Genomic DNA, 20,534 nt, shown 5'->3' on the forward strand with positions numbered 1-20,534 from the left:
GACGACGGCACCCCGGTCAGGCGTCCGGCTCGCCCTCCGCACGCCTCGCCGCGCGGTCGGTGTGCCCCAGCGCGAGGTCGGGGGCCACGACGTCACGCAACCTCGCCTTGAGCTGAGGCAGCTCGGGGAACGCGCTCTCCACGGACCGGTCCCAGATCACCTGCTCGGCGGCGCCGTCGTCGGGCCTGACGCTCACCCGGAAGACCCCGCCCGTGCCGGGGACGAGCGCGACCTCGCCGAGCCGGGCGCCGAACGTCGTGAGCAGCTCCTGGGCGACCCACGACGCGCGCAGCATCCAGCGGCACTGCGTGCAGTACTCGATCGCTACGCGCGGCGAGGTGGTCACGCGAGCGCCTGGTCGAGGTCGGCGAGCAGGTCGGCGGCGTCCTCGATGCCCACGGACACGCGCACGAGGTCGTCGGGGACCTCGAGCGCCGACCCCGCGACCGAGGCGTGCGTCATGCGGCCCGGGTGCTCGATGAGCGACTCGACCCCGCCCAGCGACTCCGCGAGCGTGAACACCCGCGTCCGCCCGACGACGTCGAGCGCGGCCTCCTCCGAGCCGACCCGAAACGACACCATCCCGCCGAAGCCCCGCATCTGCCGCGCCGCGAGCTCGTGGCCCGGGTGCGACTCCAGTCCCGGGTACAGGACCTGGGTCACCCGCGGGTGCTCCTCGAGGAACGAGGCCACCGCCGCGCCGTTCGCGCAGTGCCGGTCCATCCGGACGGCGAGCGTCTTGAGCCCCCGCAGCGTCAGCCAGGCGTCGAACGGGCCGGCCACGGCACCCGACGCGTTCTGGTGGAACCGGACCGCGTCCGCCAGGGAGGTTCCGCCGTCGGGCGCGGGACGTCCGCCCGGGAGCGCGACGGGCTCGCCCGCGGGGCCGCCGTGCCCGACGCGCGGCCCGACGACGAGCGCTCCCCCGACGACGTCGCTGTGCCCGCCGACGTACTTGGTCGTCGAGTGCACGACGACGTCCGCACCCAGCGCCAGGGGCGTCTGGAGGTAGGGCGTCGCGAACGTGTTGTCGACGACGAGGAGCGCGTCGGCGGCGTGCGCGACCTCAGCGAGCGCGCCGATGTCGCTGATCCCGAGGAGCGGGTTCGTCGGCGTCTCGACCCAGATCGCGCGGGTGCGGCCCGGCTGGACGGCGGCGCGCACGGCCTCGACGTCGGAGAGGTCGGCGGCCGTGTGCTCGACGCCCCACGCGCCGAAGACCCGCGCGACCAGGCGGTACGTGCCGCCGTAGGCGTCGTCGGGGATGACGACGTGGTCGCCCGGGCGCAGCACGGCCCGCAGGAGCGCGTCCTCCGCCGCGAGCCCCGACGCGAACGCGAAGCCGGCCGTGCCGCCCTCGGCGGCCGCGAGCGCCGCCTCGAGGGCGGTGCGCGTCGGGTTCGCGGAGCGCGAGTACTCGTACCCGCCACGCAGTCCGCCCACGCCGTCCTGCTTGAACGTGGAGGTCGCGTAGATGGGCGGTACGACGGCGCCCGTCGTCGGGTCCGGGTCCTGTCCCGCGTGGATGGCGCGGGTCGCGAAGCCGGAACCGGACCAGTCGTCGTGCGCGCCGGGGCTCGTCTCGGGAGTCATGCTCCCCAGGCTATCGACCCCCTCCCCCGCGCCGAGGTAGTACGGCCGCCGGTATACCTCGCGAAGTAGTACGGCCGCCGGTATACCTCGCGAGGGGGGCGGGCGTCAGGAGCCGAGGAACCCCAGCAGGTCGTGGCGGGTGAGCACACCGACGGGCTTGCCGTCGTCGACGACCAGCACCGCGTCCGCACGCTCGAGGGCGGCGCGCAGCGACTCGACGCTCTCCCCGCTCCCGACGAGCGGGAGCGACGGCCCCATGTGCTTCCCGACGCGGTCGGCGAGGGACGCCTGACCGGTGAAGACGACGTCGAGCAGGTCGCGCTCGGTCACGGCGCCCGCGACCTCGCCGAGCACGACGGGCGGCTCGGCCGAGACGACGGGCATCTGCGAGACGCCGTACTCGCGCAGGATGTCGATCGCGTCGCGCACCGTCTCGTGCGGGTGGGTGTGCACGAGCGCCGGCATCTCGCCGCTCTTGCCGCGCAGCACCTCGCCTACCGTCACGCCCGACGCCGCCGGGAGGAACCCGTACGACCGCATCCACGCGTCGTCGAACACCTTGGACAGGTAGCCGCGGCCGCCGTCGGGCAGGAGCACGACGATCACGGCACGCGCCGCCGCCTCCGGGTCCTCGCGCTGGAGCCGCTCGGCGACGCGCAGCGCCGCGACCACCGCCATGCCCGACGACCCGCCGACGAGCAGCGCCTCCTCGTGCGCGAGCCGCCGCGTCATCTCGAACGACTCGGCGTCGGTCACGGCGATCACGTCGTGCGGGACCTCCGGGTCGTAGGCGGACGGCCAGAAGTCCTCCCCGACGCCCTCGACGAGGTACGGCCGCCCGGTCCCGCCGGAGTAGACCGAGCCCTCGGGGTCCGCGCCCACGATCTGCACGACGCCGCCGTCGGCATCCGGGCGGGGCAGCGACACCTCGCGCAGGTACCGGCCCGTGCCGGTGATGGTCCCGCCGGTTCCCACGCCCGCCACGAAGTGCGTGATGCGGCCGTCGGTGTCGGCCCAGATCTCGGGGCCGGTGGACGCGAAGTGCGACGCTGGACCGTTGGGGTTGGAGTACTGGTCGGGCTTCCAGGCGCCCGGGATCTCGCGGACCAGCCGGTCGGACACGGAGTAGTACGAGTCGGGCGAGTCGGGGGCCACGGACGTCGGGGTCACGACCACCTCGGCCCCGTACGCCCGGAGCACGTCCCGCTTGTCCTGCGAGACCTTGTCCGGGCACACGAACACGCAGCGGTAGCCCTTGCGCTGCGCGACGAGCGCCAGCCCGACGCCCGTGTTCCCGCTGGTCGGCTCGACGATCGTCCCCCCGGGCCGCAGCGCGCCCGACGCCTCGGCCGCCTCGATCATCCGCAGGGCGATCCGGTCCTTGACCGAGCCGCCGGGGTTCACGTACTCGACCTTCGCGAGGATCGTCGCGTCGAGTCCTTCGGTGATCCGCGTCAGCCGGACGAGGGGGGTGTTCCCGACCAGCTCGGACACGTGCTCCACGTAGCGCATGGCCCCACGCTAGCCGGGCCGCACTGACCGCGACGGCCCCGCGTCCGACGGCGCAGGTGCCGCCCGCGTGACAGCGACGTCACGATGAGGTGAACGCGCGCGGCGGAACTGGCGCCTGACGGCAGCGAAGGCGCAGGCTAGGCGCTATGAGCACGACGCCCGACGCCCCCGACGCCACGCCCCCGGCACCCCTCGACTCCCTCGAGCCCGCGGCGGTCGCCAGCCCGCTCGACGCGACGCTCCGGATGCCCGCGAACATCCCCGCTCACGGGCTTCACCTCGAGGGCACCGACGAGCCCTACCGTGCTGTGCGCGACGGCCGCAGCCCGTTCCCGTCGATCGCCGACTACGCGTTCCTCTCGGACTGCGAGTCGAACGCTCTCGTGGCCCCCAGCGGCGCCGTCGAGTGGATGTGCGTGCCACGCCCCGACGCGCCGAGCGTCTTCTCCGCGATCCTCGACCGCGGCACCGGCTCGTTCCGCGTGGGTCCCTACGGTGTGGCCGTCCCGGTCGCCCGCCGCTACCTGCCCGGCACGCTCGTGCTGGAGACGACGTGGCAGACGACGACCGGCTGGCTCGTCGTCCGCGACGCGATGGTCATGGGCCCGTGGCACAACGTGGAGGAGCGTTCGCAGACGCACCGCCGCACCCCGACCGACCACGACGCCGAGCACGTCCTGCTCCGCACCGTGATCTGCGTCAACGGGACCGTCGAGCTCGACGTCGTGTGCGAGCCCATGCCCGACTACGGCCGGCGCGCGTGCCAGTGGGAGTACGAGGGCGACGGCTACAACCAGCTCGTCGCGCGCCGCGGCGACGGCCCCAACCCCGACCTGCGCATCACGAGCAGCCTGCGTCTCGGGATCGAGGACCGGCGCGTCCAGGCCCGCACCCGGCTGCGTGCCGGCGAGCACGCCTACGTGGCGATGTCGTGGTCGCCGCTCCCGGCGCCGCCCGACTGGGAGGAGGCGCTGCGCGCGATGCAGCGCACCGAGCGCTACTGGCGCGAGTGGCTCACCCAGGGCGTCTTCCCGGACCACCCGTGGCGCTCGTACCTGCAGCAGTCCGCGCTCACGCTCAAGGGGCTGACCTACGCACCGACGGGCGCGCTCCTCGCCGCGGCGACGACGTCGCTGCCCGAGACCCCCGGCGGCGAGCGCAACTGGGACTACCGGTACGCGTGGATCCGGGACTCGACGTTCGCGCTCTGGGGCCTGTACACGCTCGGCTTCGACCGGGAGGCGAACGACTTCTTCGCGTTCGTGCACGACGTGTGCCGCGACGACCAGCCCCTGCAGGTCATGTACGGCGTCGGGGGCGAGCACCAGCTCGACGAGCACGAGCTCTTCCACCTGCACGGCTACGAGGGTGCGCAGCCGGTGCGCGTCGGGAACGACGCCTACCTGCAGACCCAGCACGACGTGTGGGGCGCCGTCCTCGACTCGGTGTACCTGCACGCGAAGTCCCGCGAGCAGCTCCCCGAGTCGCTGTGGCCCGTCCTCAAGCAGCAGGTCGAGGAGGCCGCGAAGCACTGGCACGAGAAGGACCGCGGCATCTGGGAGGTGCGCGGCGAACCGCAGCACTTCACGTCGTCCAAGCTGTTCTGCTGGGTCGCGATGGACCGCGGGGCACGGCTCGCCGAGCTGTACGACGAGCACGACTTCGCCTCGCAGTGGTCCAAGATCGCCGACGAGATCCACGCCGACATCTGCGCGCACGGCGTCGACGACCGCGGCGTCTTCACGCAGCACTACGGCACGACGGCGCTCGACGCGTCGCTGCTCCTCATGCCGTTGCTGCGCTTCCTCCCGCCCGACGACGAGCGCGTCCGCAACACCGTCCTCGCCATCGCCGACGAGCTGACCGAGGAAGGTCTCGTCCTGCGGTACCGCACCGGCGAGACCGACGACGGGCTGTCCGGCGAGGAGGGCACGTTCACGATCTGCTCGTTCTGGCTCGTGTCGGCGCTCGTCGAGATCGGCGAGGTGGACCGGGCGCGGGCGCTGTGCGAGCGACTGCTGTCGTTCGCGAGCCCGCTGGGCCTGTACGCGGAGGAGATCGACACCCGCAACGGCCGGCACCTCGGGAACTTCCCGCAGGCGTTCACGCACCTGGCGCTCATCAACGCCGTCATGCACGTGGTGCGCGTGGAGGAGGCGGCGACGTCGCCGGTCGGGTTCGCCGCGGCGCACCGGTCGGCGAGCTGACCTCTCCCCGACGACAGACGCCGACCGCGTCCGAAGCGACGTGGCTGATCGCACGCTGGGCGTCGTCGTCCGTATGCGGTCTCGACCATGCGCTTCGGCACCAGCCCCCCTCTTCCCTCCCCGCCGAACATGGGGTGACGCGCATGTTCGGCGCCGAAAGGGAGGATGCGCGCATGGTCGGCGGGGCGGGTGGTGGCTGATCGCATGCCGGTCGCCGGCCGTCTCGTAGGACGGGTGGCGCGCGGTCGGCAGGTGTGGGAGAACGAAGGGCTGCTGCCCCCCGGCCAAGGAGTCGCGATGTCCGCTCGGATCACGTTCGACAGCACCACGGTCAATGCCCCGGACGCGCTCGCGCTCGCGCAGTTCTACGCGGTCATCACCGGCGGGACCGCCGCGGGCGACGCACACTGGGCGGCCGTCAGCGGCCCGGACGGGCGCCTCGCGTTCCAGCAGGTGGAGGACTTCCGCGCGCCCGACTGGCCCGTCGACTCGGTGCCCACCCAGCTCCACCTGGACTTCCACGTCGACGACCTCGAGGCCACCGCCGCCCGAGTCCTCGCCGCGGGGGCCAGGCAGTTCGACGCGCAGCCCAACGCCGACCACTGCCTCGTCTTCGCCGACCCGGTCGGGCACCCTTTCTGCCTGTCCACGTGGGCGCTCGACGAGCTCTTCGACGCCGTCCGGGGCGCGTCGTGACGGGGGCCTCGCCGGTCGTCGCGTGGGGCGTCACGGTGGACTGCGCCGAGCCTCGCAGGATCGCCCGGTTCTGGGCGCTCGCTCTCGGGTACCAGGAGCCCTCCGCGCCGGCCGGGTTCGCGTCCTGGGACGCCTGGTTCGACGACCGGGGCGTGCCGCTCGACGAGCGCGACGACGGCGCGTACCTGGCCGACCCGGCCGGCCGGCTGCCCACGCTCTCGTTCCTCAAGGTGCCCGAGCCGAAGACGACGAAGAACCGGCTCCACCTCGACCTCAAGGTCTCGGGTGGCCGGAAGGTGGCCCCGGACCGGCGGGAGGCTGCGATTCGGGCGAAGGTCGCGGCGCTCGTCGACGCCGGGGCGCGGCTGCTCCACGAGTACGACGGTCCCCAGGGCCTCGACCACGTCGTCCTCGCGGACCCGGAGGGGAACGAGCTCTGTGTCGTCTGATGCGGCGGCACGTTCGGGGCAGACTGGGCGCGTGCCCGCCCCCGACGCTCCCCCGCTCCCCGACGCCGTGACCGGCGTGCTCGCCGGGCTGCGCCGCTGGCCCGACGTCGAGGGTGCGGACCTGGTCGCGGCCGACGGCGCGGACCGCCTCCTCCTCGCCGAGCTCGCCGGGCTCCTGGCCGGGCCGGGCGGCGAGGCACTGACCCGGCCGGGCGCCGTGACGGTCCTCGACGACGCCCACGGTGCCCTCGCGCTCGGCGCGCTGACGCTGGGAGTCCAGCGGCCGCGCGTCTGGCAGGACTCCGTCGTCGCGGAGCGCGCGCTCGACGCCAACGCCGAACGGCTCGGGCTCGGTGGCGCGTTCGAGCGCCAGACCGCCGGGGCGCCCGGGGCGGCGCTCCTCCCGGCAGGCGCGCTCGACGGCGCACGGCTCGTCCTCCTCCGGCTGCCCCGCTCGCTCGCCGCGCTCACGGAGCTCGCGGAGGCGGTGGCGCGGTCGGCCGCACCGGACGTCGTCGTGCTGGCGGGCGGGATGGTCAAGCACATGACGCCCGCGATGAACGACGTGCTCGGCCGATGCTTCGGCGCCGTGCACGCGACTCGCGGCCGGCACAAGGCACGCGCGCTCGTGGCCTCGGGGCCGCGGGACGTCGAGCCCACGTACCCCGTCTCGGAGCAGGTGCCGGGTGGCCTCACGCTGTGGGCCTACGGGGCGGCGTTCGCCGGTCCGCGGCTCGACCGCGGGGCCCGCGCGCTGCTCGAGGCCGTCGGGCTGCTCCCGGGAGCTCCAGGGGCCGCCCCGGCCGGGCCGTTCCTGCCTGCCGGCGCGACCGTCCTCGACCTGGGCTGCGGCACGGGGGCGCTCGCCACGAGCGTCGCCCGCGCCTTCCCCGATGCGCGGGTCGTCGCGACCGACGTGTCCGCGGCGGCGGTCGCGTCGACGGCGCTCACGGCGGCGCACGCGGGCGTCGGCGACCGCGTCGAGACGGTCCGCGACGACGCCGGACGCGACCTACCGGGCGCGTCGTTCGACGTCGTCGTGTGCAACCCGCCGTTCCACGTGGGTGCCGCCGTCCACACGGGCGCGGCGTCCCGGATGTTCCGGACCGCGGCACGCGTCCTGCGCCCCGGCGGCGCGCTGTGGACGGTCTACAACTCGCACCTGCGGTACCGCGCGGAGCTCGCGCGCGTCGTCGGCCCGACGACGCAGGTCGCCCGGGACCGCACGTTCACCGTGACCCGTTCCGTCCGCTCGCAGGAGTCCGCGCGATGAGCGACCCGACCCCGGACCGGCCCGGCACCCCGCCGGTCGCCGTCACGTTCCCCGACCGGTGGGCCGTCGCCGCGCCCGTCGCCGGGGACACGACCCCGATCGAGGTGCACGCGCTCGAGGACGACACGGTCCTCCTGCGGCAGTCGAAACGCTCGAGCTTCGAGGCCCCGTTCCTCGCGCTGCTGTTCGGCTCGAGGCGGGCGCTCCTCCTCGACACCGGTGCGACCGCCGACCCGGACGCCTTCCCCCTGCGCGCGACGGTCGACGCGCTCGTCGACGACTGGCTGGGACGGAACCCGCGCGAGGACTACGGGCTCGTCGTCGTGCACTCGCACGCGCACGGCGACCATGTCGCGGCGGACCCGCAGCTCGCCGACCGCCCCGCGACGGTCGTCGTCGGGAAGGAGCTCGCGGACGTGCAGGCGTTCTTCGGGCTCGGGGAGCCGGGGAGCGCCGACGACGAGGTTCCGTTCGACCTCGGGGACCGCGTCCTCACGGTCCTCGCGACGCCCGGGCACCACCCCACGGCGATCACGTTGTTCGACCCCCGGACGGGGATCTTGTGGACGGGCGACAGCGTCTACCCCGGCCGCCTCTACGTGGACGACCGCCGCGCCTTCGTGACCAGCACGACCCGGCTCGCCGCCTTCGCGGCCACGCACGGCGTGACGTGGGTCGTGGGGGCCCACGTCGAGGCGGCACGGACCCCGCGCACCGAGTACCCGCTCGGTGCACGTTCGCAGCCCGACGAGGCGCCGCTCGCCCTCGCACCCGACGTCCTCACCGAGGTCGCCGACGCCGCGGCGGAGCTGGCGCGCGCACTGCCTGGACGCGTGGTGCGCGACCGCTTCGCCGTCGTCGACGTCACGAGCAGACGCACGCTCGCGCGGCTGCTCCTCGGGAGCCGGGTGCACCGGCTCCGTGGGCGCAACCGACTCCCGTGATCGTCCCGCGAGTCGTCAGAAGCTCGTGAGCCTCGAGGGTCACGAGCTTCTGACGGACGCTGAGGACTGCGACTCAGGCGATGTCGACGAGGTCGACGACGAACACCAGCGTGTCGGTGCCGCCGATCCCGGCCTGCGGGACGCCGCGCTGGCCGTACCCGTACTCCGGCGGCACGGACAGGAGCACGCGCGAGCCGAGGTTCTGGCCGACGAGGCCCTGGTCCCAGCCCCCGATGACCATGCCGACGCCGATCGGGAAGTCGATCGTCGCGCTGCGGTCGTAGGAGTTGTCGAAGACGTGCCCCTCCCAGGTCTGGCCGAGGTAGTGCACGACGATCGTGTCGCCCTTGCTGATCTCGGGGCCGTCGCCCTGCTCGAGGACCTGCACCTGCAGGCCGTCGGGCGCGCCGCCCTCGGGGAAGCTCAGCGTCGGCTTGTCGCCGAACGACCCGGACGCGGCGGGAAGCGCGGGCGACTGCGAGGACTCGGACATCAGGGGGTTCCCCTCTCGATCGGAATGACTCCCCACCCTAACGGGGGTGCGCCGTCCGCGGCGGCCGGGACGCACAGCCGACGACGGCGGGGGCAGCCGGGCGATGAGTCCGTCCGACCTCGCGGGTCTACCCAGGTGACGACACCCGAGCCACCCGAGGAGCGCACCATGGGCCTCATCCACATCGAGCTGTTCGCGACCCTCGACCGCGTCGCGCAGGCGCCGACGGCACCGCGCTGCTACTGGGGCGCCGGACGTACGACGTCTTCGCCGCGCGCTGGCCGCACGTCGGCGAGGAGGAGGGCGGGGGACATGACGACGGCCCCGGACCTGGGCCTCGAGAGCTGAGGCGTGGACCGGGGCCGGCTGCGGGACGCGCCGTTCTGGCGGCTCGCCCGCAGGTCAGTTGCGCAGGATGGACAGGAGGCGCAGGAACTCGACGTAGAGCCAGACGAGCGTGACGACGAGCCCGAACGCGGCAGCCCACGCGAACCGCGCCGGGACCCCCCGCTCGACCCCGCGCTTGATGGAGTCGAAGTCGATGAGCAGTGACGCCGCCGCCATCGCGACCGCGACGACGCCGATGATCACCCCGAGCGGTCCTCCGCGCATGCCCCAGCCCCCGAGGACGCCCGTCCACACGAGCACCAGGTTGACCAGCGAGAAGATCAGGTAGCCGCCCATCGCGACGAGCAGCCAGCGCGTGAACTTCGGGGTGACCCGGACCTTGCCGGAGCGGAAGAGGATCAGGGTCGCGGCGAAGGTCGCGACGGTCGCCAGGACCGCCTGCAGCACCACGCCGTCGTAGAAGTCCTCGTACATCCGGCTGATGCCGCCGAGGAACGCGCCCTGCGCAACGCCGTAGGCGAGGATCAGGGCGGGGCTCGGGACCTTCTTGAACGCGTTCGTCAGCCCGAGCCCGAGCCCGACGAACATGCCGACGATCCACACCCACGGCGCCTGCGGCGTGATCGCGTAGGTCACCGCGCCCACGGCCACGAGCACGGCGAGCAGCGAGCCCGTGCGCACGATGACGTCGTCGTAGGTCATCCGGCCCGTCTGAGCGGACGTCGCCGACGGCGACTTGTACATCGCCTCGAGGGTCGCCGCGTCCACGGTGCCCGGCGCGGTGGTGGTCCCGCCCGGGACGGACGGCACCGCCCCTCCGCGCGCGTTGAAGGCGGGGTTCTTGTCGAAGTACGGGTTGGCCACGTGTCCTCCTGGGTCGTTCCGGATGCTGTCCGGAGCGGTCTCGACCATCCTATTCGGACAGGGTGAACGCGTGACAGACCCAGGGGCTTCCAGGGGAAAAGACCAGGGACCACCCCGATCGAACCCTGGACATGACACATGGCCCCTTCCGCCCGGGCCTCGACTGTCTAGGCTCGGACGCGGGCCTCGGAGCACGGCCCGACCGACGACGACACAGACAGGACACCCATGATCGAAGCTCATGGCCTGACCAAGAGGTACGGGCCGAAGACCGCCGTGGACGGCATCTCGTTCACCGTCCGACCGGGAACCGTGACGGGCTTCCTCGGCCCGAACGGAGCCGGGAAGTCGACCACCATGCGCATGATCATGGGGCTCGACCGTCCGACGGCCGGAACGGTCATCGTCAACGGCAAGCCGTACGCGCAGCACCGCTCGCCCCTCACCGAGGTGGGCGCGCTGCTGGAGGCGAAGGCCGTGCACACGGGCCGCAGCGCCTACAACCACCTGCGCGCGCTCGCCGCGACGCACGGCATCCCCACGTCGCGCGTCGGCGACGTCATCGAGATGACCGGCCTGCAGGCCGTCGCGAAGAAGCGCGTCGGCGGGTTCTCGCTCGGCATGGGCCAGCGCCTCGGCATCGCCGTCGCCCTGCTGGGCGACCCGAAGACGCTCATCCTCGACGAGCCCGTCAACGGCCTCGACCCCGAGGGCGTGCTGTGGGTGCGCAACCTGGCGAAGTTCCTCGCCTCCGAGGGACGGACCGTCTTCCTGTCGAGCCACCTCATGTCCGAGGTCGCGCAGACCGCGGACCGCGTGCTCGTCATCGGGCGCGGCAAGATCCTCGCTGACGCGTCCGTGCAGGAGTTCGTCGACGGGTCGTCGCAGAAGTCCGTGAAGGTCCGTTCGCCGCAGGCGGCGCGCCTCGCCGAGCTCGTGACCGGCGACGGCGTGACCATCACCAGCAGCGAGCCCGGGCTCCTCGACGTGGCCGGCTCCGACGCCGCGTCCATCGGCGAGACGGCCGCCGCCAACGGGATCGTCCTGCACGAGCTCACCCCGGTGACCTCGACCCTCGAGCAGGCGTACATGGAGCTGACCGCGGAGTCGGTCGAGTACCACGCGAGCACCGGCCAGGAGGGCGGTGCCGCGACGACGAGCCCCGCGGAGCCCGGCGCCGCCCCCGCCGTCCCCGCCGCCCCGGAAGGAGGCGCCCGATGAGCGCCGCAGCCACCCTGCCCGCCCCCTCCGCCGAGGGCGTTGTCCCTGCGTCGAAGTACCACCTGACGTTCGGCCGTGTCCTCCGCTCCGAGTTCGTCAAGTTCCGCACCCTGCGCTCGACGGTCTGGACGCTCGCCATCACGATCGTCGTCCTCGTCGGGCTCGCCACGCTGTTCGCGGCGATCTTCCGGGCGAACCTCGACAACATCGGCTCGACGGGTGCTGAGGCGGCCACCACCCCGATCGTGACCGGGGTGGGCTTCGGACAGCTGGTGCTCGCGGTGCTCGGGGCCCTCACGATCACGGGCGAGTACTCGACCGGCATGATCCGCTCCACCTTCTCCGCGGTGCCCACCCGGACCCCGGCTCTGGTGGCGAAGGCCGTCGTCGTCGTGGTGTCCGCGCTGGTCGTCACGGCCATCGCCACGGCGATCACGGTCGCGGTCATCACCCCGATCCTCTCGGGAAGCCCCATCGCTCTCGATCTCTCGGACCCCGACGTGCTTCGTGTCGTCGTCGGCACGCCGCTCTACCTCGCGGGCATCGCACTTCTCGCGCTGGCTCTGGGCATCCTGATCCGGAACTCGGCCGGCGCCATCTTCGGCGTCATCGGCCTGGTCCTTGTCATCAACCCGATCCTCTCCGGGATCCCGGTGAAGTGGGTCAACGACTGGGCACAGTACCTGCCGTCCGCAGCCGGCCAGCAGCTTCTCACCGTCCACCCGACGAACGACCCCGCGCCCTGGCCCGGGCTGCTCGTGCTGTTCGCGTGGGGCGTCGTGCTGTTCGGTATCGGCGTCTTCCTGGCGAAGAAGCGCGACGCCTGACCTCGCGCCCCGACAGCGAAGAGGCCCCGCGGCGACTGCCGCGGGGCCTCTTCGTCGTCCGACCGCGAACCCGACCCGGTGGCCGTCGGCGCGGCGGGCGTCACCGTCGGCGAACGGGACGTCACCGTCGGCGGAGGGTCAGACCTCGCCGAGGATCTCCTCCGGCGTGCCCTCCTCGACGCGGGCGGCGGCGTTCCACTTCGCCCAGAGGAACCGCTCCCCCATGCCCCGGGCCATGACGTGCCCGGCGGCGAGGAAGACGACGATCCCGACGACGAGGACGGCGGCACCGACCCAGAACGGGGCGGAGGCGTGGTTCTTCGAGATGATGCCGGCGATGACCGGTGCGGGGGCGGCGAAGCCCCAGCGGATCAGGTTGAAGGCGCCGGTGGTGACGCGACGGTCGGGCGAGCCGAGCGCGAGCGACATGTCGGTGAGGTTCGCGTTCATGATGCCCATGCAGATGCCGGCGAAGACGAGGACGACGACCATCCACGGCGTCGACGGGTGCAGCGCGAAGATGACCACGGAGACCAGCACGCCGAGGATCGCGACGAAGATCGTCTGGACGGCGCCGATCTTGTGGGCGAGCTTGTGCCCGACGACGAGGATGCCGAACGCGAGCCCCACGCCCCAGCCGGTGAACACGAAGCCGAGGGCGATGACGCCGAGGTTCAGGAAGACCGGCGTGTAGCCGAGGACGACGAAGAACACGTAGTTGTACGCGGCGGTGATGACGCACAGCACGAGGAACGCGGGCTTGCCGTAGAGCTTGAAGATCGAGCCGAGGCGCAGGGGCGCGGGCTTCTCGGCGGGGTCCTTGAGCCGCGAGGCGGACACGACGAGCGCGATGATCATGAAGAGGCCGCACGCGAGGAACGGGATGCGCCACTTGATCTCGCCGAGCAGGCCGCCCAGCAGCGGGCCGACCGCGAAGCCGAGGCCGACGCAGGTCTCGAAGAGCTCGACGACCCAGTTGCGGTCCTGGGCGAGCGACACGAGGAGCACCATCGCGGTCGCGAAGAACATGGCGTTGCCGAGGCCCCAGAACGCGCGGAGCACGGCGAGCTGGGCGATGTTCTGGCTGAATCCGGCGAGGATCGCGGCGACGCCGACGGTGCTGACGCCGGTGATGAGGATCTTCTTGTAGCCGAACTTCCCGGTGGCCATGACGGCGGGGATCATGCCGAGCGCCATGAGCGCGATGTAGGCGGTGAAGAGCAGCTCGATCTGCCAGGTCGACGCGCCGAGGTCGGCCCCGATGACGGGGAGGATCGGGTCGACGATCGCGATGCCGGCGATCGCGAAGAACGCGGTGAGCGCGGTCGCGTAGATCGCGGTCTTGTTGGGTTCGTTGCGTGTGGACGCCACGGGGACGGGACTCCTTGCGATTAGCTGTATCTAACAGGTAGTTGCCTGTATCATACACCTATGCGGATCGAGGACACCAGGGCCACCGACGGCACCCCACTCAACAGCTCCCCCGGCACCACCGGCGACGACGCAGCCGCGACCGTCCTCGCCCGGATCGAGTTCCAGGTCGCCCAGCTCCTGCGCCGGGCCGACCGCTCCGTCAGTCGCGGCTCGAAGCGCCCCGGCACCGGCGTCATGGACCGGGCCGCGTACCTCCTGCTCCACCGCCTGGTCGGCGAGGGAGCCGAGAACGTCAACGTGCTCGCGGACCGGCTCGGGCTCGACGCGTCGACCGTGACCCGGCAGGTCGCAGTGCTCGAGAAGGCGGGCCACGTGCGGCGGACACGTGACCCGCACGACGGGCGGGCCGTGCTCGTCGAACCCACCGACGAGGGCGTCGAGGCGCTCGCCGAGAACCGGGCGGAACGCCAGGAGCTGTACGGCGAAGTGCTGGGTGACTGGTCGCGGCTCGACCGGGCGCTCCTCGCCGAGCTGCTCGCACGCCTCAACTCCTCGCTCACCGAGTACCGGAAGCAGAGCGAGTGACGACCTCCCGCAGCCACGCGCCGTGCTGCGGACGCCCGACGGTCTCGACCCGGACGTGCGCGACCCCGAGCAGCCGCCGCAAGGACTGCTCGGCCTGGCGCCGCGCGTCGTCGGAGCCGGGCCGCGCACGAACGTCCCTCCGGACCGCAGCCCGGTCCACCCCCCCACCGTTCTCGGCCACGTTCGCTCGACCGTCGGTCAGCACGACCACGTCGACGGCGTCCCGCTCGTAGTCGCGCGCCAGGCGCGTGACCAGGCTGAACGCCGAGGCCAACGGGGTCCCCCCGCCCGTGGGCAGCGCGCGGAGAACGTGCTGCACCCGCGTCAGGCTGCGCGGGGCGGAGCTCGTCACGCAGCCAGGTGTAGAACGCCGTGAAGCTGTGGCTGGGCGTCGCGTCGGGGCGGAACAGCAGCGCCATCGGGTCGGCGTCGTCCCCGAACGACGGCTGGACGAGGACGTGGACGTGACCGAACCGTGCGCCGTGGACGAGCAGGGAGCGCCCGTCGGTGTCGATGTCGCCGGGCGGCGGGCCCCACGCCCGGCTCACCCGGCGTGTGGCGTCCGCGTCGCGCCGCACGTAGGCGCCGGTGTCGTACCGGGCGGCCACGCGCGCCCCGGACCGTGCGCCGCCTCCGCCCGCGGACAGGACGGCGTCGAGCAGCGCGTCGGGGTCGGCGGGCACCTCGACCTCGTACCCGGCGTCCGCGAGGCGGCGCAGCACGGCGTGCAGCGATGCCCAGACGTCCAGGTGGGCAGCGGTCCCGACCGCGCCCGTGGCCGGCGGGAAGCCGAACACGACGAACGCCAGCGTCCGCTCCGGACGGGGCGTCCTGCGCAGGCGCACGGTCGCGGCAGCAAGAGCCGCGACGCGCCTGACGTTCTCCGGCACGGGCACGAACGCGTCGCTCTCCGCGTCGCGACCCGCGATGACCACAGGCGCCGACGCGCCCTCGAGCTCGGGTACGGCGACCTGCATCGCGGTCTGCGTCGGGGTCAGCCCCACGCCGGACGCCACCCACTGCTGGACCGTCTGCGTGTACAGGGGCACCGCGCCGAGGTGGGGCACGTCGGCACGGGTCAGCCGTGCGACGTCCCCGTCGGTGTCCGGCCGCCCGTGCGAGCCGGAGAGGGTGAAACCCGTGGCGTTGAGCACGACGTCGGCCGGCGGAAGATCGTGGACGTCGTCGAACGTGCCGAGGCTTCCGAAGACCGCGAGCCCCCGGGACTCGAGCTCGGCGACGAGGGCACGTAGATGCGCGTCGCTGCCGCCGGTCACCTGGGCCGGGAAGCAGACGAGCAGCACACGTCCCGCGTCGTCGTCGGGACCCGGTAGGCCGAGCTCGCCGCGTCGGGTCAGGTAGGCGTCCCAGTCCTCGACGACCCCGGTCCGGGGGTGCCAGTACCCGGTGTGCGGCACGGCGACGGGTGTTCCCGGGTCGTGCGGCAGCGCGGCGGGCCGTACAGCGTGGACGAGGAGGCGGAGCGCGAGAGTCGCGTTCTCCACGCTCGCCTCCGCCAGCGCGGTCCGCACCCTGGCCAGCACCTCGGGGGCGTCCGGCCCCTCGCTCTCCGCCGCGGGCACGAGCCAACCGATGCCACGCAGCTCCGCCGCGTTGGGCAGCACGGGCACGAACGCTGCCGGGCGCCGGGCGAGGACCTCGTCGCGCACGAGGGCGGCCTCGGCCGAGCCGTGGACGCCGTTGACCAGGACGACGTCCTGACCGGCCAGCGCCTCCCGGAGCCTGTCGGACGCCCCGGTCTCCTCGAGCGCGTCGCGGGCGAACGTGGCCCGTTCGACCACGCCGGGGAGCTCGGCGGCGACCTGCTCGAACGCGAGCCTGAGCGGGCGCGCGGAGTGCCCCTCGAACCCGACGGTCAGGATCCGCACCCGCGCGTCGGACCGGTCGGTCACGTCGTCGACGCCCCTCACGATCAGCCCAGCTCCGGGTGGATCCAGGCCCGGACCGCGGCGGTCCCCGAGACCACCTCACGGCCGGCGAGGCCGTACACGTCGCGCGCGGCGAAGAGCTTCACGTGGCCGTTCTCGACGGCGGGCAGCGCCTTGACCGCGGGGTTCGACAACATCGAGTCGAACGACGACCGGCCCTTCCCGAGCACGTCGACGAGCATGATGTAGTCGGGGGCCGCCTTGACGATCAGCTCGGGGTTCACGGGCCGGGTCGCGTGGACCCCGGCCGCGTCGGCAGCGTTGACACCCCCGGCGAGGGTGACGAGCTGTGAGGTGATCACGCTGCTCGCGTTGACGAACGGCGTCCCTGCCTGGTTGCTCAGCACGAGGACCTTCGGGCGGGTGCTGACGGACGCCGTCGCCGTCTTCGCCGACGCGACGCCGCTCGTGATGGTCGAGACGAGCTTCGTGGCGGCGTCGGGCGAGCCGAGCGCCTTGCCGAGCAGCGTGAGGTTCGTGGTGATCGCGTCCGCGGTCGACCAGCCGTTGGTGAACGTCAGCACCGGGATCCCGGCGTTCGTGAGCTGCGACGAGGCGTCCTTCTCGCCGGTGTGGCGGGCCGTCACGACCACGAGGTCCGGCTTCCACGACAGGATCTGCTCGACGTCCGGCGAGGTGTCGTCGGAGATCGTGTGCTCGACCTTGGCGTAGGTGTCCGGGTCGGGCACGAGCGTGCTGTTGGTCGCACCGGAGGGCACGGCCACCACGCGGTCGGCGGCGCCGAGCTCAGCGACGGCGACCGCGGCGTCCGGCGACAGCACCGCGATCCGTGTCGGCGCGTGGTCGAGGTGCACAGGGGCGGCACCCGGGACGGTGACGGTCACGGGGAAGCCGGCGGTCGCGGCGCTCGTGGTGGCAGCGCCCGCGGGCGGGGCGGTCGACGCACCGCTGGAGCCGCTGCATCCGGCGAGGGCGAAGGTGAGGGCGGCGGCCGCTGCGAGCGTGGAGGTGAGGCGGAGGGGGTTCATCTGGGACGGGATCCTTCGTCGTCGTGCTGGTGGCTTGGTGAGGACGGACCGGCGGGTCGGGCCGGGTCCGCGGACGTCTCCGCGAGGAGGTCGAGCAGGAGGACGTGGGGCGCGTGGAGCGCGGGCTCGTGGCGCACGAGGGCGCGGACCCCGTAGACGCGCGCGATCACGTCGGGGGTGAGGACCTCGCTGACCGCACCCAGGGCGGCGAGCCGTCCACGGTCGAGGATCGCGATCCGGTCGCACCACCGCGCGGCCTGGTCGAGGTCGTGCAGCACGACGACGACCGCGGTCCCCCCGTCCGCCAGGTTCCGGACCAGCCTCAGCACCCGGAGCTGATGGCTCACGTCGAGGGCTGCCGTCGGCTCGTCGAGCAGGAGCGTGCGGGCCTGCTGCGCGAGAGCGCGGGCGAGGTGCACGAGCTGCCGTTCACCGCCCGACAGCCGGGCCACCGAACGCCGCGCGAGCGGTTCGAGCCCGACGGTCCGTAGCGCCGCGAGGGCGACGTCGTCGTCGGCCTCGGTGGCACGCGCGAGGCGCCGACGGTGCGCGTATCGCCCCAGCAGCACGACGTCGAGGACGGGGAGGTCCGCGGGGACGACCGTGTCCTGCGGGACGACGGCGACCCGGCGTGCGACCTCTCGTACGGGCAGTCCGGCGAGGTCGTCGCCGTCGACGAGCACGTGGCCGGCGCTGGTGGGGACGGCTCCGGAGAGGGCCCGGAGCAGGGTGCTCTTGCCGGCACCGTTCGGTCCGACGAGGCCGAGCACCTCGCCGTGCGCGGCCACGAGATCCACGTCCTGCACGACGTCGCGTCCAGCGAGGGCGACGGTCACGCCCCGGGCCTCGATCGCGCTCATGCCCCCGCCCCTGCGCGACGGATCCGTAGCACGAGAACGAGGAACACCGGCGAGCCGACGAGCGCGGTGACGACGCCCGTCTGCCAGGCCACGGGTTCGATCACGACACGTGCCACGGTGTCGGCGAGCACGAGGAAGCCGGCTCCGACGAGAGCGGACAGGGGAAGCAGCAGCCGGTGGTCGGCGCCGACGACCGCACGCACGACGTGCGGGACGACGAGTCCCACGAACCCGATCACGCCGGTGACCGCGACGATGCTGCCCACGAGGATCGCGGTCACGACGAGCAGGACGGTGCGGACACGACTCACGTCCATACCCACGGAGCGGGCCTGGTCGTCGCCGAGGAGCAGAGCGTTGAGCTCGCGGGCTCCGAGCAGCACGAACGACGTGCAGACCAGGACCGGCGCGACGACCGAGCGCACGTCCGACCAGTCCGCCGACCCGAGGTCGCCCTGCAGCCAGAACACGGCGCTGCGCACGGTCTGCGAGTCGGCCGCGTTGGAGATGATCGCCCCGATCACGGCCCCGAGGAACGCGTTGAGCGCGATCCCGACGAGCAGCAGGGTGACGGGGCTGCGGTCACGGGCGAGCAGCCCGACGACCTGCACCGCGGCCATCGCAGCGAGGGCGCCCAGGAACGCGGCCGCGGGGAGCGTCCACGTGCCGAGCGCGTCGACCCCCGTCGCGAGGACGACGACGGCGCCGACCGCCGCGCCGCTCGAGACCCCGGTCACCCCGGGGTCCGCGAGGGGGTTGCGGAAGAACGCCTGCATGCTGCAGCCGGCCACCGCGAGCCCGGCGCCGGCGAGGAGCGCGAGCAGCACGCGCGGGAGCCGGATGTCACGGACGACGAGCGTGTCGCTCGCCGACACGTCGAGGTGGTGGAGTCCCAGGCTGCCGAGGAGCACCCGGCACGTCTCGGTGAACGGGATCCGGACCGGGCCCAGCGACAGTGCCACGACGCAGACGACCACGACGAGGACCGCGACCCCGATCAGCAGCGCTGCGGCGGGCGGCCGCCGCGGTCCCGTCGACACGGGCTCCGCAGCGTTCCCCCGGTCGGTCGGCGCGTTCGCCGCCGGGACGCCGGCGCCCGCCGCCACGCGTGCCGGACGCGCGAGGGCCCCGGGGGCGGATGCCCGGGCAGCCGGGACGTGGCCAGGCATCACGATGCTCCTCCGTACGGATGGGGACATCGCGGAACACTAGATGAGAATGAATCTCAGTGTCAATTAGGCGGGGACGAGCCGGGCGGGATCGGCGGGCCGGCCGTGCTCGGTGCGACCGGCCCCGTGTCCGCGTAGGCGTCCGCCCACCGCCCGAGCACCCGGTACGCGTGCGCACGCACCTCGGGAGCCGACAGGACGACGTCGTGCAGGGCTCCCTCGATCCGCGCGAGAGTGACGTGCGAGCCGAGCTGCACGGAGCGGAGGGCGATCTGGCGCACGTCGAGCGCCGTGTCGGCCGACCGCATCGCCTCCGACCACACCGGCTGCAGCGCCGAACGTGCCGAGAGCAGCACGAGCACGGGGAGGTCGAGCCCGAGGCCGCGGGCGACGTCGGCCTGCGCGCGGAAGACGGCGTCCAGCCAGGCGGGGTGCAGCGCGAACCCGTGCTCGGGGCGCCACGTGGCGTCGTAGTCCCACTCCCCCTCGAACCGGGACGACACCGAGCGCGTGTAGAAGCCGAGGTCGACCGTGACCATGCGTCCGCGCGGCTGCAACCGTGAGTGGAGACCCAGCGCGGGCGCCACGACGGCGCGCCCCGTCGCGCCCGCCTGGAACTCGAGCCACGGGCTGTTGAGGACGAGGGCCGTCGCTCGACCGGGAAACGCCGCCGCCCACAGGCTCAGCGTCAGCCCGCCCGTCGAGTGCCCGACGAGGACGAGCGGACGGTCCTCGCGTGAGCGCTCCCTGGGCAGGATCCCGTGACCCATGACCGCGAGCGCCTCCTCGATGTCGCGGAAGTAGTGCCGCAGGTCGGTCGTGAAGCCGGGGGTCTGGCCGGGGCGCAGGCTGCGGCCGTACTTGTGCAGGTCGAGCGCGTGGAAGCGGGCGCCGCGATCGTGCCAGAACCGGGCGTGCTCGGTCTGGAAGAAGTAGTCGGACCAGCCGTGCACGTACAGCACGTCGGCTTCGTGCGCCGGTGCGTCGGAACCTGGTGACGGTGTGCCGGCGCCAGGTTCCGACAGCTCGGGGGCGTAGCGGACGAGGGTCGCGACGAGCTCGCCCTCGCCGTCCTCTCCGAGCGGCAGCGTGCGCTGCTCGAAGCCGGCCCCGAGGACGTCCGGCCGCCAGCCCTCCCCCGCCTCGTCCATCTCGCCACGGTAGGCGCGTGCCGGACGACG

The 20,534-nt window shown here is 73.2% G+C and carries 20 protein-coding genes and 1 pseudogene; 9 read left to right on the forward strand and 12 right to left on the reverse strand.

Features of this window, described 5'->3' with window-relative positions; genetic code table 11:
* Positions 1-16: 16 nt before the first annotated feature.
* From KDY119_RS13495 to KDY119_RS13505, 3 genes are all read right to left on the reverse strand, one after another.
* Positions 17-346 carry a SelT/SelW/SelH family protein gene (locus KDY119_RS13495; RefSeq protein ID WP_036946891.1) on the reverse strand — a complete coding sequence of 110 codons (330 nt, stop codon included), beginning with the start codon at positions 344-346 and terminating at the stop codon, positions 17-19.
* The gene (locus KDY119_RS13500; protein ID WP_051136218.1) at positions 343-1,593 is read right to left on the reverse strand and encodes a PLP-dependent transferase; all 1,251 of its coding nucleotides are present in this window, start codon (positions 1,591-1,593) and stop codon (positions 343-345) included. Before KDY119_RS13500 ends, KDY119_RS13495 begins: the two co-directional genes overlap by 4 nt.
* A gap of 105 nt (positions 1,594-1,698) precedes the next feature.
* A complete protein-coding gene (locus KDY119_RS13505) occupies positions 1,699-3,105 on the reverse strand; it encodes a cystathionine beta-synthase (protein ID WP_036946894.1) in 1,407 nt (468 codons plus the stop codon).
* A gap of 146 nt (positions 3,106-3,251) precedes the next feature.
* On the opposite strand from KDY119_RS13505, the gene KDY119_RS13510 reads away from it, so the two are divergent.
* The 5 genes from KDY119_RS13510 (at position 3,252) to KDY119_RS13530 (ending at position 8,674) form a co-directional block, all read left to right on the forward strand.
* The gene (locus KDY119_RS13510; RefSeq protein WP_036946897.1) at positions 3,252-5,312 is read left to right on the forward strand and encodes a glycoside hydrolase family 15 protein; all 2,061 of its coding nucleotides are present in this window, start codon (positions 3,252-3,254) and stop codon (positions 5,310-5,312) included.
* A 297-nt stretch (positions 5,313-5,609) separates the two neighbouring features.
* Positions 5,610-6,008 carry a VOC family protein gene (locus tag KDY119_RS13515; RefSeq protein WP_036946900.1) on the forward strand — a complete coding sequence of 133 codons (399 nt, stop codon included), beginning with the start codon at positions 5,610-5,612 and terminating at the stop codon, positions 6,006-6,008.
* The gene (locus KDY119_RS13520; RefSeq protein WP_036946903.1) at positions 6,005-6,457 is read left to right on the forward strand and encodes a VOC family protein; all 453 of its coding nucleotides are present in this window, start codon (positions 6,005-6,007) and stop codon (positions 6,455-6,457) included. Before KDY119_RS13515 ends, KDY119_RS13520 begins: the two co-directional genes overlap by 4 nt.
* A gap of 31 nt (positions 6,458-6,488) precedes the next feature.
* Entirely contained in the window at positions 6,489-7,730 is a 1,242-nt protein-coding gene (locus KDY119_RS13525) for a class I SAM-dependent methyltransferase (RefSeq protein ID WP_227994349.1), read from the forward strand.
* Complete coding sequence (locus KDY119_RS13530) at positions 7,727-8,674, forward strand: MBL fold metallo-hydrolase (protein WP_083890605.1); 948 nt, start codon at positions 7,727-7,729, stop codon at positions 8,672-8,674. The genes KDY119_RS13525 and KDY119_RS13530 overlap by 4 nt, the downstream gene beginning before the upstream one ends.
* Positions 8,675-8,747: 73 nt before the next feature.
* Here the strand turns inward: KDY119_RS13530 and KDY119_RS13535 are convergent, their stop codons facing one another.
* Positions 8,748-9,167 (reverse strand): FKBP-type peptidyl-prolyl cis-trans isomerase, encoded by a 420-nt coding sequence (locus tag KDY119_RS13535; protein WP_036946909.1) that lies wholly within the window; start codon positions 9,165-9,167, stop codon positions 8,748-8,750.
* Between the two features lie 168 nt (positions 9,168-9,335).
* Between KDY119_RS13535 and KDY119_RS13540 the strand changes: the two genes are divergently transcribed.
* Entirely contained in the window at positions 9,336-9,515 is a 180-nt protein-coding gene (locus KDY119_RS13540; RefSeq protein ID WP_036946912.1) for a hypothetical protein, read from the forward strand.
* A gap of 54 nt (positions 9,516-9,569) precedes the next feature.
* Here KDY119_RS13540 and KDY119_RS13545 read toward each other — a convergent pair whose 3' ends face one another.
* Positions 9,570-10,379, reverse strand: a complete 810-nt coding sequence (locus KDY119_RS13545; protein WP_036946916.1) for a Bax inhibitor-1/YccA family protein — start codon at positions 10,377-10,379, stop codon at positions 9,570-9,572.
* Between the two features lie 228 nt (positions 10,380-10,607).
* Between KDY119_RS13545 and KDY119_RS13550 the strand changes: the two genes are divergently transcribed.
* Both KDY119_RS13550 and KDY119_RS13555 read left to right on the forward strand, forming a co-directional pair.
* Entirely contained in the window at positions 10,608-11,600 is a 993-nt protein-coding gene (locus KDY119_RS13550) for an ABC transporter ATP-binding protein (RefSeq protein WP_051136219.1), read from the forward strand.
* Entirely contained in the window at positions 11,597-12,427 is an 831-nt protein-coding gene (locus tag KDY119_RS13555) for an ABC transporter permease subunit (RefSeq protein ID WP_036946919.1), read from the forward strand. Before KDY119_RS13550 ends, KDY119_RS13555 begins: the two co-directional genes overlap by 4 nt.
* 138 nt (positions 12,428-12,565) lie before the next feature.
* Here KDY119_RS13555 and KDY119_RS13560 read toward each other — a convergent pair whose 3' ends face one another.
* Positions 12,566-13,798 carry an MFS transporter gene (locus tag KDY119_RS13560; RefSeq protein WP_051136220.1) on the reverse strand — a complete coding sequence of 411 codons (1,233 nt, stop codon included), beginning with the start codon at positions 13,796-13,798 and terminating at the stop codon, positions 12,566-12,568.
* Between the two features lie 60 nt (positions 13,799-13,858).
* On the opposite strand from KDY119_RS13560, the gene KDY119_RS13565 reads away from it, so the two are divergent.
* The gene (locus KDY119_RS13565) at positions 13,859-14,386 is read left to right on the forward strand and encodes a MarR family winged helix-turn-helix transcriptional regulator (protein WP_148284008.1); all 528 of its coding nucleotides are present in this window, start codon (positions 13,859-13,861) and stop codon (positions 14,384-14,386) included.
* Here KDY119_RS13565 and KDY119_RS13570 read toward each other — a convergent pair.
* From KDY119_RS13570 to KDY119_RS13595, 6 genes and pseudogenes are all read right to left on the reverse strand, one after another.
* The gene (locus KDY119_RS13570; protein WP_148284009.1) at positions 14,358-14,738 is read right to left on the reverse strand and encodes a hypothetical protein; all 381 of its coding nucleotides are present in this window, start codon (positions 14,736-14,738) and stop codon (positions 14,358-14,360) included. The two genes, KDY119_RS13565 and KDY119_RS13570, sit on opposite strands and share 29 nt — an antisense overlap.
* Positions 14,739-14,787: 49 nt before the next feature.
* Positions 14,788-16,317, reverse strand: a pseudogene (locus tag KDY119_RS19440) (cobaltochelatase subunit CobN); the annotation flags it as partial.
* Positions 16,318-16,319: 2 nt separating this feature from the next.
* Positions 16,320-17,324, reverse strand: a complete 1,005-nt coding sequence (locus tag KDY119_RS13580; RefSeq protein ID WP_036946925.1) for an ABC transporter substrate-binding protein — start codon at positions 17,322-17,324, stop codon at positions 16,320-16,322.
* Positions 17,321-18,184 (reverse strand): heme ABC transporter ATP-binding protein, encoded by an 864-nt coding sequence (locus KDY119_RS13585; RefSeq protein ID WP_083890607.1) that lies wholly within the window; start codon positions 18,182-18,184, stop codon positions 17,321-17,323. The genes KDY119_RS13580 and KDY119_RS13585 overlap by 4 nt, the downstream gene beginning before the upstream one ends.
* A complete protein-coding gene (locus tag KDY119_RS13590) occupies positions 18,181-19,353 on the reverse strand; it encodes a FecCD family ABC transporter permease (RefSeq protein ID WP_153022431.1) in 1,173 nt (390 codons plus the stop codon). The genes KDY119_RS13585 and KDY119_RS13590 overlap by 4 nt, the downstream gene beginning before the upstream one ends.
* A 62-nt stretch (positions 19,354-19,415) precedes the next feature.
* Positions 19,416-20,504, reverse strand: coding sequence for an alpha/beta hydrolase (locus tag KDY119_RS13595; protein ID WP_083890608.1), 1,089 nt, complete (start codon positions 20,502-20,504; stop codon positions 19,416-19,418).
* Between the last annotated feature and the right edge of the window lie 30 nt (positions 20,505-20,534).

The sequence above is a fragment of the Luteimicrobium xylanilyticum genome (assembly GCF_009429125.1).
In the GTDB taxonomy this organism is placed as follows: domain Bacteria; phylum Actinomycetota; class Actinomycetes; order Actinomycetales; family Cellulomonadaceae; genus Luteimicrobium; species Luteimicrobium xylanilyticum.